9 protein-coding genes, 5 pseudogenes and 1 other annotated feature are annotated in these 14,297 nt (G+C 61.3%); of the genes and pseudogenes, 8 read left to right on the top strand and 6 right to left on the bottom strand.

Annotated elements, in window-relative coordinates:
- Window positions 1–2: 2 nt before the first annotated feature.
- Window positions 3–1,313, bottom strand: a complete 1,311-nt coding sequence (locus BUB57_RS01300; RefSeq protein WP_073060744.1) for an ammonium transporter — start codon at window positions 1,311–1,313, stop codon at window positions 3–5.
- 418 nt (window positions 1,314–1,731) lie between these two features.
- A protein-coding gene (locus BUB57_RS01295) for an IS3 family transposase (protein WP_090848924.1) occupies window positions 1,732–2,966 on the bottom strand; the annotation gives its coding sequence in 2 pieces (ribosomal slippage) (window positions 1,732–2,672 and window positions 2,672–2,966; 1,236 coding nt in all).
- Window positions 2,563–2,679 (bottom strand) — a sequence feature (AL1L pseudoknot). Its footprint overlaps the gene before it by 117 nt.
- 157 nt (window positions 2,967–3,123) lie before the next feature.
- On the opposite strand from BUB57_RS01295, the pseudogene BUB57_RS01285 reads away from it, so the two are divergent.
- Both BUB57_RS01285 and BUB57_RS01280 read left to right on the top strand, forming a co-directional pair.
- Window positions 3,124–3,357 (top strand): annotated as a pseudogene (locus tag BUB57_RS01285) (integrase core domain-containing protein); the annotation flags it as partial.
- Between the two features lie 191 nt (window positions 3,358–3,548).
- Window positions 3,549–3,956, top strand: coding sequence for a VanZ family protein (locus BUB57_RS01280; protein WP_073060741.1), 408 nt, complete (start codon window positions 3,549–3,551; stop codon window positions 3,954–3,956).
- A gap of 495 nt (window positions 3,957–4,451) precedes the next feature.
- Here BUB57_RS01280 and BUB57_RS16220 read toward each other — a convergent pair.
- From BUB57_RS16220 to BUB57_RS01260, 3 genes and pseudogenes are all read right to left on the bottom strand, one after another.
- Window positions 4,452–5,119, bottom strand: a pseudogene (locus BUB57_RS16220) (transposase); the annotation flags it as partial.
- 136 nt (window positions 5,120–5,255) lie between these two features.
- On the bottom strand, window positions 5,256–5,966 hold the full coding sequence (locus tag BUB57_RS01265) for a hypothetical protein (RefSeq protein WP_200796388.1): 711 nt from the start codon (window positions 5,964–5,966) through the stop codon (window positions 5,256–5,258).
- A gap of 214 nt (window positions 5,967–6,180) precedes the next feature.
- Window positions 6,181–7,536: pseudogene (locus BUB57_RS01260) on the bottom strand (IS1380-like element IS1247 family transposase).
- A 96-nt stretch (window positions 7,537–7,632) separates the two neighbouring features.
- On the opposite strand from BUB57_RS01260, the pseudogene BUB57_RS01255 reads away from it, so the two are divergent.
- Window positions 7,633–7,886, top strand: a pseudogene (locus tag BUB57_RS01255) (IS3 family transposase); the annotation flags it as partial.
- A gap of 145 nt (window positions 7,887–8,031) precedes the next feature.
- Here the strand turns inward: BUB57_RS01255 and BUB57_RS16955 are convergent.
- Window positions 8,032–8,142: pseudogene (locus BUB57_RS16955) on the bottom strand (IS5/IS1182 family transposase); the annotation flags it as partial.
- Between the two features lie 167 nt (window positions 8,143–8,309).
- On the opposite strand from BUB57_RS16955, the gene BUB57_RS01245 reads away from it, so the two are divergent.
- From BUB57_RS01245 to BUB57_RS01225, 5 genes are read left to right on the top strand one after another with little or no spacing between them, the layout of a single operon-like run.
- A complete protein-coding gene (locus tag BUB57_RS01245; protein WP_084731898.1) occupies window positions 8,310–9,404 on the top strand; it encodes an MraY family glycosyltransferase in 1,095 nt (364 codons plus the stop codon).
- Window positions 9,405–9,446: 42 nt separating this feature from the next.
- Complete coding sequence (locus tag BUB57_RS01240) at window positions 9,447–9,908, top strand: arsenate reductase/protein-tyrosine-phosphatase family protein (RefSeq protein WP_073060727.1); 462 nt, start codon at window positions 9,447–9,449, stop codon at window positions 9,906–9,908.
- A complete protein-coding gene (locus BUB57_RS01235) occupies window positions 9,905–12,115 on the top strand; it encodes a polysaccharide biosynthesis tyrosine autokinase (RefSeq protein ID WP_073060724.1) in 2,211 nt (736 codons plus the stop codon). Before BUB57_RS01240 ends, BUB57_RS01235 begins: the two co-directional genes overlap by 4 nt.
- Entirely contained in the window at window positions 12,112–13,269 is a 1,158-nt protein-coding gene (locus tag BUB57_RS01230; protein WP_200796387.1) for a glycosyltransferase family 4 protein, read from the top strand. Before BUB57_RS01235 ends, BUB57_RS01230 begins: the two co-directional genes overlap by 4 nt.
- Entirely contained in the window at window positions 13,266–14,276 is a 1,011-nt protein-coding gene (locus BUB57_RS01225) for an SDR family NAD(P)-dependent oxidoreductase (RefSeq protein ID WP_073060720.1), read from the top strand. Before BUB57_RS01230 ends, BUB57_RS01225 begins: the two co-directional genes overlap by 4 nt.
- The last annotated feature ends 21 nt before the right edge of the window (window positions 14,277–14,297 follow it).

Genomic DNA, 14,297 nt, shown 5'->3' with positions numbered 1-14,297 from the left:
GCTTACATGTGATAGGCGGCTTCGCCCTGCGAGGTGAGGTCGAGCCCCCGGCGCTCGGCCTCGGCGGTGACGCGCAGCCCGACCAGCGCGTCCACCAGCCGGTAGAGCGCAAAGGACAGCACGCCGCACCAGACGATGGTGACCAGCACCGCCTTGACCTGCACCCAAAGCTGGGCGGCCATGCTCACCCCCTCGGCATAGCCCGTGCCGCCCAGCGACGGCGCGGCAAGGATGCCGGTGCCAAGCGCGCCGACGATGCCCGCGACGCCGTGGATGCCGAACACGTCGAGGCTGTCGTCATAGCCCAGCCGGTGCTTGATCACGGTCACGAAAAGATAGGCCGCTGCCGAACCGGCCGCCCCCAGCCCGATCGCGGCGACCGGCCCCACGAACCCCGCCGCCGGGGTGACGGCGACCAGGCCGGAAATTATCCCCGAGATCACCCCGAGGGCCGAGGCCTTGCCGCGCAGCAGCGCCTCGATCGCCACCCAGGCCAGCGCGGCGCCCGCCGTCGCGGTAAAGGTGTTCAGCATCGCCAGCGCCGCGCTGCCGCCCGCCGACAGTGCCGAGCCGGCATTGAAGCCGAACCAGCCCACGAACAGGATCGCGGCGCCGATGAAGCTCAGCGGCAGCGAATGCGGCGCCATCAGCTCTCGCCCCAGCCCGATGCGGGGGCCGATCACCCAGGCACCGACCAGCGCCGCGATGCCGGCATTGATATGCACCACCGTGCCGCCGGCGAAATCCATCGCCCCCCAGCCGGCGAACAGGCCGGCGGGGGCCCAGGCCATGTGGGCGACGGGGAAATAAACCAGCGTCACCCAAAGCGCGGCAAACACCACCGCACCCGACAGCCGCACCCGCTCGGCAAAGCCGCCGATGATCAGCACCGGGGTCAGCGCCGCGAAGGTCATCTGGAAGGCGACGAAGACATATTCGGGAATGCTGCCCGACAGCGTGTCCGGCCCGATCCCGGCCAGGAACAGCCGGTCGAACCCGCCCCACCACCGGCTTTCGGCGCCGCCGAAGGCCATCGAGTAGCCGTAAACCACCCAGATCACCATCACCACCGCGGCGATGATGGCGGTCTGGGTCAGGATGGAAAGCGCGTTCTTGGCCCGCACCAGCCCGCCATAGAACAGCGCGATGCCCGGCAGGATCATGAAGGCGACGAGCGCGGTGGCAACCAGCATCCAGGCGGTGTCGCCGCTGTCCGGCCCGGCCGCCACGGTCTCGGCCGCGCCCTGGGCCAGGGCGGTCGCCGGTATCGGCACCATGGCTGCCACGGCCGGGAGGAACTTGGTGATCTTCATGCCAGTCTACCTTTCTGCGCGAGGGGCGAGGGCGTCGGCGCCCCCGATCGGCGGGCGCTGCGGCCCCCGGCATCCAGCAACGCGCCCCGTCCCCGGCCGCGCAAGAATGCCGCCCCGATCCGCAGCAGGTGCGGCCGGGCGCAGGCCCGTTCTGTGCACAACTTGGCAAGCCTGCCTAAAAATCAGGCAGTCTGAGAGGCCGAATCATGGGAATATCGGTCGTCGGTGGCCGGCTGGCGCCGCTATGCAGCGGCTGCCCATGCCGGTCAGCCCTAGTCCGGGCATCCGGGGAAACCATCAAAATCTGGAAACTGGCTGTGCTGTCAGACGAATACGAACTCGTCTCAGTGTTCGCTAGGAGGCAGCTTTCAGGCTGCGGTGAATCGCCCCGGGTCCGTCGGAGACCTAAAGCTTCATTTCATGCGACCATATCGAGCACGTCGCCCTGTGCATAGAAGTTCTCTTCGGCCTCGGCTGGCGGGATATTTCCGATGGGACCAAGCAGGCGGCGGTTGTTGAACCAATCGACCCATCCGAGGGTAGCCATTTCCAGATCCTGCATGTTGCGCCACGGCCCTTGGCGATGGACCAGTTCGGTTTTGTAGAGGCCGTTGATCGTCTCAGCGAGGGCGTTGTCATACGAGTCGCCGACACTGCCGACCGACGGCTCGATCCCGGCTTCAGTCAAGCGCTCGGTGTATCGAATGGACAAATATTGCCCGCCGCGGTCCGAATGGTGGATCAAGCCGGCTTTCTGAACGGGCCGTCGATCATGCAGGGCTTGCTCCAAAGCATCGAGGACAAAGTCTGTCTTGGCAGACCGCGAGACCCGCCAGCCGACGATGCGGTCGGCAAACGTATCGATCACAAAGGCTACGTAAACAAAGCCTTGCCACGTGGACACATAGGTAAAATCGCTGACCCATAGCAGATTCGGTGCTGGGGCCCGGAACACGCGGTTCACCTTGTCGCGCGGACAGGGCGCTGACGTGTCAGGGATCGTTGTCTTGACTACCTTTCCACGCACGGCACCACGGATGCCGATCTGTTTCATCAAGCGCTCCACCGTGCAGCGCGCCAGATCAAAGCCCTCGCGCTTGAGCTGATGCCACGCCTTGCGGACGCCATAGACCTGGTAATTCTCATCCCAGACCCGTTTGATTTCAGGGCGTAGCTCCGTATCCCGCTGATGGCGCAGCGACGCTTTGGAAGGATCAGCGAGGCACGCCAGGCGGTGGTAATATGTCGACGGCGCGATCGGCAAAACCCTGCAGATCGACTCGACGCCGTAGACAAAGCGCTGATCATCAATGAACGTGATCATCGCTTCAGTGGGCGGTCGAGTTCCGCCTGCGCAAAATAAGCTGATGCCTTGCGGAGGATCTCGTTCGCCTGACGCAGCTCACGGTTCTCCCGCTCAAGCGCCTTGATGCGATCCCGCTCCTCGGTCGTCACACCGTCGCGCATCCCGCTGTCTTTCTCGGCCTGCTTGACCCAATCGCGCAAGGTCTGCGGAATACAGCCGATCTTCGGTGCAATGGCCGCAATCGCGCCCGCCTGCGTTTCGTAAGAGCCTTGATGCTCGAACACCATCCGGACCGCACGAGCGCGGACCTCAGGCGAGTAGCGATTTGCCATTTTGCTTTTCGTCATAACCATCATCCTTACTTAAGTTGATGGTCTCCGACAGACCCGGGGCGATTCAGTCGGCCGCTGTCACAAATTCCGATCTCGAATTCGTTATCGGCGATATCATGATCCGTGCCGGCGCTGGTGCCGATGAGGCTCAGCTGACGCGGGCGATCCGTGCGGCACGGGCTGGTGTCTCGACAATATCTTCATCGAACGCCTCTGGCGATCCCTGAAGTATGAGTGCGTCTATCTGCACGCTTGGGAGACCGGCTCGCAGACGAAGGCCGGGGTTGGCCGGTGGATCACCTTCTACAACCACCAGCGGCCCCACGCCGCCCATGGCGGACAGCCGCCCGCCGTGGTCTACTTCAACCAGATCGAAACCGACCAGCAGGGGCAGAGAGTAGCTTAAATCAACCCGGAAAATGTCTAAGCGATGGGGAGTAGCTCAGGTCTCTAGCGTACCGGAAGGGCTTTCCCGGGTTGTCTTCTGGTAGCGGGTAGGCCAGCGACTGGAGACAGGCCGAGCTGGGGGTTTCGCTCTGAGCGCCTCGACCGCAGTTTTAAATGAGAGAGCAGTGATCATGCTGCAGATGAGGGACCATGGCTTCAAGATCGATACTCGCCCTTGGGCTGTCGCTAGTGGTGGCAGCGGTGATCGCGTTCCTGACGCTGACGCCGATTTCGGCACCTCAGCTCCAGTCCTTCCAGGAGGGCGACAAGATTTATCACGCGATTGCCTTTGCCGGGCTAGTGTTGCCAGTGGCACTGTTCCGCCCCGATCGGCTGCTTGTGGCAATCCCGGTCCATGCAGCCTTCGGCGGGCTCATCGAGATAATCCAGCCATTCGTGGGGCGGGAGCGCAGCTTCCATGACTGGATTGCCGACCTGGTCGGCATCGGGATCGGGATTGGCGTTGGTCTGGCCCTGGCAGTCATCCTACGCAATGCGCCGGCAGGGCGATCGTCCAGGCCCAGCTCCAGTTCATGGGTTTCAACGCGAGGCCGGTAGTGACCTGCCACGGGATTTTTCCTCAACCAGCGACTAGAATCCGCCTCAAGAAAGGGGCCGACTATGAAGCGAACCTGAAAGCTGCCGCCTGACATGAAGCCCACGCTAGAGGTTAGCAGAGCGGCAAACTGGTCCGAATTCCCGGACCCTCTCTCCCCTCTGGACACACATGGGTAGTGTGGGATAGCTTTCTGCTTTGTTTGCAGAGTGATAGGCCAGATGCCAGTTCTTTCCTTTTTCGATTTCCAGGCATCTTCTCCACCGGATTTTGACCTCGTCATCGTTGGCTCAGGTCCGGCCGGATTGGCCAGTGCCCATGTGACCTGGCGGCGCGGCAAGGCCGACGCGCTGCTGCACCACTCGGACCAAGGATCGCAATATGACCTGCGAGCAGTTTCAGGGCGTTTTCGCCGCTGGTGCGCGGGGTCGAGAAGGCCTTCGCCTCGACCGTGGAGCCTGAATGCACTCCCTACGTAGTGTTCAGGGCATCTAGGCCCGGAAGCGCTGGCCGTTGGCGAACTGGTCATGGACGAAATCCAGCGACCAGCGTGCATTGGGCCGCGCCTCGACCAGAATCGGGGCACGTGTCCCGACGGCCTTGCGACGCGCCCTTCGCCTGCGCACCGTCAGCCCTTCCTCGCGGTAGAGCCGATAGATACGGTTGATCCCCGAGGGCTCGCCCTCGCGGCGCAGTAAAACGAACAGGCGCCGGTAACCGAATCGCCGGCGCTCGTTGGCCAGGTCCCGCAACCGACCGCGCAGAACCGTGTCTGGCTCACGGTGAGATCGATATCGGATCATCGTTCGATCCGCGCCGACGATGTGGCAGGCCCGCCGTTCCGACAGGCCATGCTCGACCCGAAGATACGCAACGGCTTCGCGCTTCACGGCGGGCCCTACCACTTTTTTGAAAGCAGATCCTTCATCGCAGCCAGATCCAGCATCTGCTCAGCCAGAAGCTTTTTCAGCTTCGCGTTCTCATCCTCGAGCGCCTTCAACCGCTTCGCCTCCGACACCGTCATGCCGCCGAACTTGGCCTTCCAGTTGTAGAAGGTGCCTTCCGACATGCCGTGCTTGCGGCACAGGTCCGCGCACTTCGCGCCTGCCTCGTGCTCGGCCAAGACGCCGATGATCTGCTCGTCCGTGAATCTCGTTCGCTTCATTGTCCGTCCTCAAGTTGGGGCGGACTCTAATCGACGGTGGAGGAAAAATCCCGTAGCAGGTCAGAGGTTAGGTGTTGAGGGCCATGACAATGAAGCCGTAAGCATTTATCCGCACTATCGGCGGCAGAACAGACACCTATGCGCGCTTGATGAAGCCTGGAAGACCTTTCCCGATACGGGCCAGCTTACGAGGGATTTTCGCTACTCTGGTAACACCGCCGAATCTCCTTCTTCCAAGCGTATCGCGTCTTTCGGAGGAGTTATGTTGTATATCCCATTCAGCAAGTGCGCTGGCTCGATTCCCTTCTAACTTTGCGGCGTTCCAGAATGCGCCAAAATCCTCATTTATGCTCTCAAGGCGCACGATGGCCTTATGCGGCTTGTCTTTGAGAAACTGCGTGATATTAGCATTAACCGTCTGGCACATGTCGCGGACTACATCCAAGGGTTCCGCGGATTTGTCCAAACCCAATATAATCGAGCTGCGGTAGCCAAAAACGATGCTTGACCTATTCTCCCAGCGTTTGAGGTAGCTCTTGGCCACCGAGTCCTCGTTGCGCATCAGGTGAACATAGAAAGCATTCTTGCCGTAGGCTTCGTCCAGCCTCCCCAGAAGCCAGCTGAGCCGATTATCCACTTCGATATGATTTTTCGGGTAGCACAGGCGCCTCTCCCCTATCAAATTAGCGCGCGATTCATGTGCAGTACTGAAATTACTGACATGCTTGCAAGCCTGCATAAAAGTTGTGGTGCCGCAGCGCCCGGTGCCAAGAACAAATATATTCATCGCAAAACTCTTTGCCTTGCTTTTGATGGGTGCAAACTCAACACTTATTTTACCCTGCATTCCCCAAGTGGCGTGTCGTTTGAGGTGAAGATCGCCTGTATCCGAGCGCTAGACAAGGATTTTCTGCCGCAAGCGGCACCTGCGGTCGCGCAGACTGCTGGATCTGGACGGATCAGACCGCGAAGCCGCTGTTTCCTTGCCCAGGGGCGGCGTTTTTCAGCGCAGCGGACAGATCTGTCCAGCCGCTTTCGTTCAGTTTGAGCGTGGATCGCGATCATGCGCATAGCGGTGGCGCTCGCAATCGGCGGATAGCGGCGAGGATGGCGCGTACCATCGTGCCGGTGACAGCGACCTCGGCCAGCTGGAAGGTGATGGTGCGGGCGTGACGGACCACACGTGCCCCGATCTTGATCAGCTTCAGTTGCAGGCTGGTCAACGACCAGTCGGCCATGGCCTCGGGCAGCTCGATGCAGCGCAAGAAGGTGGCCAGGTTGTACGCCAGGGCGTGCAGTTGCAGCCGCACCTCATTGTCGCGGAACTTCCGGCACGACAGCCGCGTCCAGCGAAAGGCGTATTTGCCCTCTTTGATGTGCTGCTCGGCGGTGCCGCGCTGGTTGTAGAACCGCACCACCCAGTCCGGCTCCATCGGCAGGTTGGTGACGATGAAGCCGACACGCGGGAACAGTTCGCCCGGATGCCATTCGATCTTGGCGATCACCCGGCGTTCCTTGTCCCAGGACGCCGCCTAATACTCGAATTCCTCGAAGAACCGCTTGACCTTGGTCAGTGACGGCCGCCCGACAGGGCGCGTTAGCCGATGCGCGATCTTGTCCTTGAGGACCGCGTTTGCGGGCAGCCGGATGGCGTAGAAGAACCGCGCTTCTTCCAATCGCTCATAGATCGCCGGGATCGCGTAGGCAGCATCGGCCCGGAAGAACCTGCCACCAAGGTCGCGCTCCGCGTAGCGCGCAATGACGGGGTCGAGAACATCACGCCAGCCATCGGCGCTGTGGACGTTGCCATGGCGCAGGGCGCAGCGTTCCAGCATCCCGAACTGGTTGAACAGAAAGTTGGGGTGATAGCAGCTACAGTCGAAATGGCCATTCCAGGCGGACCCTTCCTGGTCGCCATGGGTCGGGCTGACCGAGCTGTCCATGTCCAGAACGATGTACTTCAGCCCGTTACGGTCATGGAACCGGTCGATCCATTGCCCGTTCAGGTCGGCCAGCGCGGCACGGTTCCCGGCCAGAGCCAGCGTCTCGGTCTCGAACCGTCCCATCTGCGATGCCGAGGCCGCTTGTGCATCGACCGCTCTGCCGCCGACAACTTGGCGCATGACCGGATCGCAGGCGAGACGGTTGGCGTCGTTGACATCCTCGTATCCGGCCAGCCGCCCAAAGACTGATTGCCGGAACAGGCCGTCGAGCCGATGGACCGTGTTCTTGCCAGAGCGAGTATCGCGCAGCGCCGCTGACGCCAAATCGGACAACCCGAGCGCGTCATCAAGCTCGCGCATCACCAGAAGGCCGCCGTCGGAACTGAGCTGCGTGCCGCGAAATTCCAGCCGCACGCGAGGGTCGAAATCCACCCGATCTGCCCGTTGCAAGCCCGCACCCTCTGGGTGATCCATGAAACGCGCCCCTCGCAGCCTTCAACACCATGTTTTATATAGGAAATATAATGGTCAGGACAGCGAAATCAGCGCCTTACTTGGGAAATGTGGGTTCAGCGCCTTCTGGCCGATAACGGCATCACCTGCTCAATGAGCCGGGCCGGAAACGTCTGGGACAATTCAGCGATGGAGAGCTTCTTCTCGTCGCTGAAGACCGAACGCACCGCGCGCAAGGTTCATCGCACTCGAGATGAAGCCCGGGCCGACGTCTTCGACTACATCGAGCGCTTCTACAACCCGCGCCGGCGGCATTCGAAACTGGGCTATCTCAGCCCATGGAGTTCAAGGCCCGCGCTGTGCTAGCTTAACCTGCTGTCCACGAAACCGGCAGCAGGCCAAGCGGCGGGATCGAGCCGACCCGGACCGCCGAAGCGCTGAACAAGATCGTCAGTATCGGCGAACGGCGCGCTGATCCGGAACTGGTGCGGCGGCGGGGCCCAGACTGCGCATACGGCGATGGCTTACAGGTTTGCGTCCGTTCGGGGCGCGGACAGCCCGGATGAAGGGCCCATGGAACGCCCGTTTCTCGTTCGACATCAGGTCTCGTGCCAAGCTGGTCACCATCGCAGATGCCAGCTTGAATCTCCATCCGCGCGCACCGTAAACCCTTTTTATTAACAAGGACTAATGGGTGGTTTGCGACATCCGACGTCACTTGCCACTGGTCATCAATTGCTGGTGATGATACGAGGCGTAAAAAATAGCATTTTATCTAGTTATAAGCGATTACCATGGCTGAGACCTTTGTACTAGCAGCACTCATGTCCGCTGCCCTGTCCCTAGGAATTAATCGCGCCGTGGTAAGGGCGTCGGATCGGACGCCACTCTGGGCTCAGCGCAATGACCTCGGTGCGGTTCAGGCCGCACATAGCAGACCGACATCGCGACTTGGCGGTCTGGGTGTGTTCACGGGGTTTGGCGCTGGATCACTGCTCCTGAGCCATGTCACCGGAAGCCTGCTGCCGATCTTGCTGCTGATCTCGGCGCTGCCGATTTTTCTGGCCGGGCTCCTCGAGGACCTGGGCAACGGGCAAAGCCCCCGGCGGCGATTACTGGCAGCAGCCATCTCTGCCGTCCTCGCGATTGGTCTCAGCCAGACCTGGGTCAGGGAGACCGGGCTGTATGGGCTCGACCACTTGCTGGCGATCACCCCCATTGGCTTGGGCCTGACGGTTCTCTGGTCCGCGGGGGTGTGCAACGCATTCAACCTGATCGACGGGGTCAATGGCCTGGCCGGTTTTCTGGCATCAGTGATCTCCATGGCGCTTGGCTATGTTGCCTGGACGGCAGACGATATCCTGATGACCCAGATCGCCATTGTCCTAGCGGTCGCCATTGCTGGATTTCTCATCTTCAACTGGCCGTGGGGGAAGGTTTTTCTGGGCGATGGTGGGGCCTATACCACCGGGCATTTGCTGGTCTGGATCTCGGTGTTGATTTGCTGGCGAAATCCGGAAACTTCCTATACCGCTCTCAGCCTGCTGTTCTTCTGGCCGGTGGCAGACACCTTCTTGGCGATGTGGAGGCGCTCCCGGCGCAGCCGGAAGATGATGCATCCCGATTATCTCCATGTGCATCAATTTGTCATGCGGGCGATCCAACTGCGCTGGAAACTGCCGCTGGTGCAGGCTAATCCCGCAACCACCCTTGTTCTTGCACCCTTTTTCATGACCCCGGTGCTCACTGCCGTCTGTCTTGTGAGCCAGGCGTCACTAGCATTCATAGCGTGGTTGCTGTTTGCTATCCTGTTCACCGCGTCTTATCAGGTCGGCATCAAACAGGTGCGGCGGCAGGGCTGGCGCAGGTCGAGCAAGCAAGGCGGATGACTCGTCCAGCCAACCGAGTAAGCCGGAGTCGAGAGCAATCGGATGATCAAGACCATCCTAGTGGTATGTATTGGCAATATTTGCCGATCCGCAGTCGGCGAACGGCTTCTCGCGGCCGCACTCAGCGGCAATCAGCCCCCTATCGGAGTTTCCTCGGCCGGGCTGGCGGCCGTCACAGGCCATCCCGCTGATCCCACAGCCACTGATGTTGCCGCGGCCCATGGGGTTTCGCTCGAGGGGCACGTTGCGCGGCAATTCAATCCCGTATTGGGTCGCAACAGTGATCTGATCCTGGTCATGGAGCCCGCTCACAAGGCGCGGATCGCCTCCATGTCCGCCGAATTGACAGGAAAGCTGATGCTTTTTGACCAGTGGAGCGGTGCTACCGGGATTCAGGATCCATACCGACGCTCTAGGGCATTTCACGAACAAACCTATCTGAAGCTGGAGGCTGCTGCAGCGTCTTGGGCAGAAAAACTGGTGCCGGGAGTCTCCAGAGCGTGACCGCAAGCCATCAAGAAAGTCCGCGCGGCAATGCGGATGACATCGACCTCATCACACTGCTGTCGTTATTCTGGCGCAGGAAGGGGGTCATTACCTCCTGCGTCATTCTGTTTGCGGCGCTGGGAACCTATAAGCTCGCCAGCACCTACCCGGTCTACCAGGCAGACACGCTGATCCAGCTCGAGCAGCGTAAATCTGTTCCGATCATCTTCCAGACTGTCAGCGGCTTCGGTGGAGAAGAAGCGACAGCCTCGACGGAAGTCGAGATCATTTCCTCCCGCATGGTGCTGGGCCAGGCTGTGGCCCAGAACGACCTGGACTGGCGAGTGGTCGCGAGCAAGGCGCCGATGATCGGGAATATCCTCGCCCGCTACAACCTGCCGATCCCGGAATGGGACTTCCTTCTTCCTTATGCCCGCCACGGTGAGCGGCTGGTTCTCAGTAATCTGCAGGTGCACCCGGAGTGGGTGGGGCGGGACATCACCGTGACCACCACCGAGGGAGGCTACCGTCTCTTGCTGCCTGACGGCAGCATTCACGATGGCCAGGCCGGAATTGATTTGACGCTTGATGGCCTCGGGTTCTCGATCAAGGTCGCCGAGCATCCAACGACGGCTGGACGCGAGTTCGCCGTGACTCAACTTTCTGAACAGCAGGCCATCCGATCGCTTCACAACCGCCTCTCGATTGCCGAACAGGGCCGGGGATCAGGAATCCTCGAGCTGCGCCTCAGCGGCACTGATCCGCGCGAGGTGGAACAGAGCCTTGCTGCGATCGCAGATGCCTATGTCCAGCAGAATATCAAGAGAAGCGTGGCTGAAGCCGAAGGCGGGCTGGAGTTCATCCAGCAGCAGCTCCCCGATGCCGAGCGCAAGCTGAGTGCGGCGCAGGCTGCACTCAACAACTTCCGGGAGTTGGCCAGTGACCGGGCTCGGGCGGGGGATTGGGCCGAGAGCGATGACGAGCAGAGTTTTGAGGCCCAGGCACTGCTCAACCAGATCACCCGGGTCGAGAGTGATCTGAGGCGCAAGGAGCTCGAGGTCGCGGAGAGCCGCCAGAGCTATGATGAGAATCACCCGGTGGTGCGCAAGAGCCTGAGCGATCATGGAGAACTCGAGGCGGCACTGGCGGCGCTCCTGTCCCAGGTGGACGCACTCCCCGAAGTGCAGCGGGAGGTCGTCAATCTCACCCGAGAGGTGGAGCTGGCGCAACAAATCTATTTCGACCTGCAGACCCGCTTCCAGGAGATGCAAGTGCTTCAGGCAAGCGCTGTAGGCAGCGTCAGGATTGTCGATCCGGCCGTCACCGCACATCTTCCCATTGCTCCCCGCAAGCCCCTCATCATGGCCGCCTATGTCCTTGCGGGGCTGGTGGTCGGGATCCTCCTGGCGCTGCTCTTGCACTGGACCAGGCGCGGGGTTCGGGGCTCGCAGGAGCTGGAGCAGATCGGCCTGCCGGTTTTTGCGACCATCCCACAGTCTTCCCTGATCAATGCCGGTTCGCGCACGAGCGCGATCCTGGCGCTCGAGCAGCCACATGATCTTGCGGTGGAATCCCTGCGGTCGCTTCGGACCAGCCTGCATTTCGGGATGCTGGGGTCTGCGACCAAGGCCGTGGCCCTGACTTCTGCAGCCCCCGGCTCGGGCAAGACCACCACCGCGGTGAACCTGGCGGTGATCGCCGCCCAAGCCGGTCAGAAAGTGGTCCTCATTGATGCCGATCTCCGGCGTGGCCAGGTCCGCAAGTTCTTCGGGCTGCCGCGTCAGGCGCCCGGCTTGTCCGAGGTCCTGGCAAGGCAGGTTCCTATCGAGACCGCGCTCGTGGAGACAGAGGTTGCCGGGCTCTTTGTCCTGCCGGCCGGACTCTATCCGCCCAATCCGTCGGAGCTGCTGATGCGGGAGGAAATGTCGGATCTCCTCGCGCAGCTGGACAAGCGCTTCGACCTGATCATCGTCGATACCCCTCCGACCCTCGCGGTCACCGATCCGGTGGTGGTGGCGCGCCTGACCGGGACCACCATCCTGGTCGTGCGGCACGGGATTACTCCGCTGAGAGAAGTCGAGGCCGTTAAGAAGGTGTTCCAGTCCTCGGGCATGAGAATCGCGGGGGCGGTCCTGAACGGGTTCGACCCACGCAAGGCGGATCGGGCAGAGGCGTGGTCGGGCTATGATTACCAGTATAGCTACAAGTCGAAGGGTGATCCATGATGCACATCATGCTCACCGCGAATGCGGCTTGGAACATCCTCAATTTTCGTAAACCCCTAGTTCAGGGGTTGCTCTCTGACGGGCATCACCTGACAGTGCTGGCTCCACCGGATCATTCCGTCGGAGCACTGGAACAGCTTGGCTGCAAATTCCTGCCCCTCTCGATGGATGCCAAGGGCCTCAACCCGTTCAGCGGTCCGGCCCTTGCGCGGCAGATGCGCGCGGTCTTCCGGCAGGAACGCCCTGATGTCATTCTTGGGTTCACCATCAAGAACAATATTTTCGGCTCAAGGGCCGCGGGGGATATCCCCTTTATCCCCAATGTCACCGGATTGGGGACCGCCTTTCTCTCGGGAGGCATTCTGCGGTTCGTGGCGGAAAATCTCTACCGGCGGGCCTTTGCAAGGCATGAGGTGGTCTTCTTTCAGAACGAGGAGGACCGGGGGCTATTCCTGTCGCACCACCTTGTGCGCAGCGATCAGGCCCGGCTGCTCCCCGGATCCGGCATCGATCTTGAGTATTTCGCGCCCATGCCTCCAGCAGAGAATGGCGATGCTCCGGTCTTTCTGATGATCGCCCGTCTCCTGCGCGACAAGGGGGTTCTGGAGTTCGTGGACGCCGCCCGCGCGGTTCACACCCGCTTACCCACGGCCCGCTTTCAGCTTCTGGGAGAACTGGGAGCCAGCAACCGAAGTGCCATTCATACCACCACCCTGGCGGAGTGGCAGCAGGAAGGCGTCATTGAATATCTTGGGGTTGCTCCTGATGTGCGCCCCGTCATCGCAGCGGCTGACTGCGTGGTGCTCCCCTCCTATCGCGAGGGTGCCCCCCGGACCTTGATCGAAGCCGGTGCGATGGCCCGGCCGGTGATCGCGACCGATGTTCCGGGCTGTCGCTCGGTGGTGGCGGCAGAGATCACCGGGTTGCTTTGCCCTCCGCGCGATGCGCAGGGGCTCGAAGCGGCCTTACTCCGCTTCCTAGCCATGCCTCCTGAGCGCAGGGTGGCGATGGGCAGGGCTGGTCGCGCCCGCATGGAAGACCTCTATGATCAGTCCATCGTGGTCGAGGCCTACCGTGCAGCGATTGCAAAGGTGCAAATGCTGCCGGGCGCCCATCGAAATACTTCACAGAACCGAGAGGCGAATTTTTCTTGAAACGCGTTCTCATCACCGGCACCGCCGGGTTCATCGGCTTCCACTTAGCCAAGCTGCTCCTCGCCGAGAACTTCCGCGTGCAGGGTTACGACGGGATGACCGACTATTATGATGTCACCCTCAAGCAGCGCCGCCATGCGATGCTGCTCCAGAGCCCGAATTTCAGCGCGATGGAGGGGATGCTCGAGGACCAGGCCCGCTTCGATGCGCTGGTCGAAGAGTTCCAGCCGGAGGTGATCGTCCATCTCGCCGCACAGGCCGGGGTCCGTTACAGCCTTGAAAACCCGCGCGCCTATCTCGACGCCAATGTCATTGGCACCTTCAACGTCATGGAGGCAGCGCGCCGGCTTGAGGTGAAGCATCTGCTGATGGCTTCGACCTCGTCAGTCTATGGCGCAAACGAGGAGATGCCGTTCCAGGAAACCGAGAAGGCTGATACCCAACTCACCATTTATGCTGCAACCAAAAAGGCCACCGAGAGCATGGGGCACGCCTATGCACATCTGTGGGGCCTGCCCACCACGATGTTTCGCTTCTTCACGGTCTATGGTCCTTGGGGACGGCCGGACATGGCGCTGTTCAAGTTCGTCGATGCGATCCTCGACGGTCAACCGATCGACATATACAACCACGGCGTTATGTATCGCGACTTCACCTATGTCGACGATCTGGTGCGGGCCATCCGGCTGCTGATCGATGCCGCGCCCGAGCGACCGGCCGACGGACTGGTCCCCGAGGGCGATAGCCTTTCGCCGGTCGCACCCTTCCGCATCGTCAACATCGGCAACTCGGACAAGGTCCGGCTATTGGACTTTATCGAGGCAATCGAGGATTGCCTCGGCCAGAAGGCCGTGCGCAACTACATGGAGATGCAGAAGGGAGACGTCCCCGCAACATGGGCGGATGCTTCTCTTCTTCAGAAGCTAACCGGTTACCGGCCAGAGACTGACTTCCACGAGGGCGTGTCCCGGTTTGTAAGCTGGTTCAGGGAACATTACGGGAAGTGAAACTGGCCGGGCAGTTCACGG

This window comes from Paracoccus solventivorans (assembly GCF_900142875.1).
In the GTDB taxonomy this organism is placed as follows: Bacteria; Pseudomonadota; Alphaproteobacteria; order Rhodobacterales; family Rhodobacteraceae; genus Paracoccus; species Paracoccus solventivorans.
Note: the sequence above shows the minus strand (reverse complement) of the source record. Positions and strands in the feature narration are given on the sequence as shown.

What these genes read in the sequence shown, in the direction of transcription:
- BUB57_RS01300 (WP_073060744.1), bottom strand. Translation starts at nt 1,313, where the DNA reads ATGAAGATCACCAAGTTCCTCCCGGCCGTGGCAGCCATGGTGCCGATA.
- BUB57_RS01280 (WP_073060741.1), top strand. Translation starts at nt 3,549, where the DNA reads ATGGCTTCAAGATCGATACTCGCCCTTGGGCTGTCGCTAGTGGTGGCA.
- BUB57_RS01265 (WP_200796388.1), bottom strand. Translation starts at nt 5,966, where the DNA reads ATGCAGGGTAAAATAAGTGTTGAGTTTGCACCCATCAAAAGCAAGGCA.
- BUB57_RS01245 (WP_084731898.1), top strand. Translation starts at nt 8,310, where the DNA reads ATGGCTGAGACCTTTGTACTAGCAGCACTCATGTCCGCTGCCCTGTCC.
- BUB57_RS01240 (WP_073060727.1), top strand. Translation starts at nt 9,447, where the DNA reads ATGATCAAGACCATCCTAGTGGTATGTATTGGCAATATTTGCCGATCC.
- BUB57_RS01230 (WP_200796387.1), top strand. Translation starts at nt 12,112, where the DNA reads ATGATGCACATCATGCTCACCGCGAATGCGGCTTGGAACATCCTCAAT.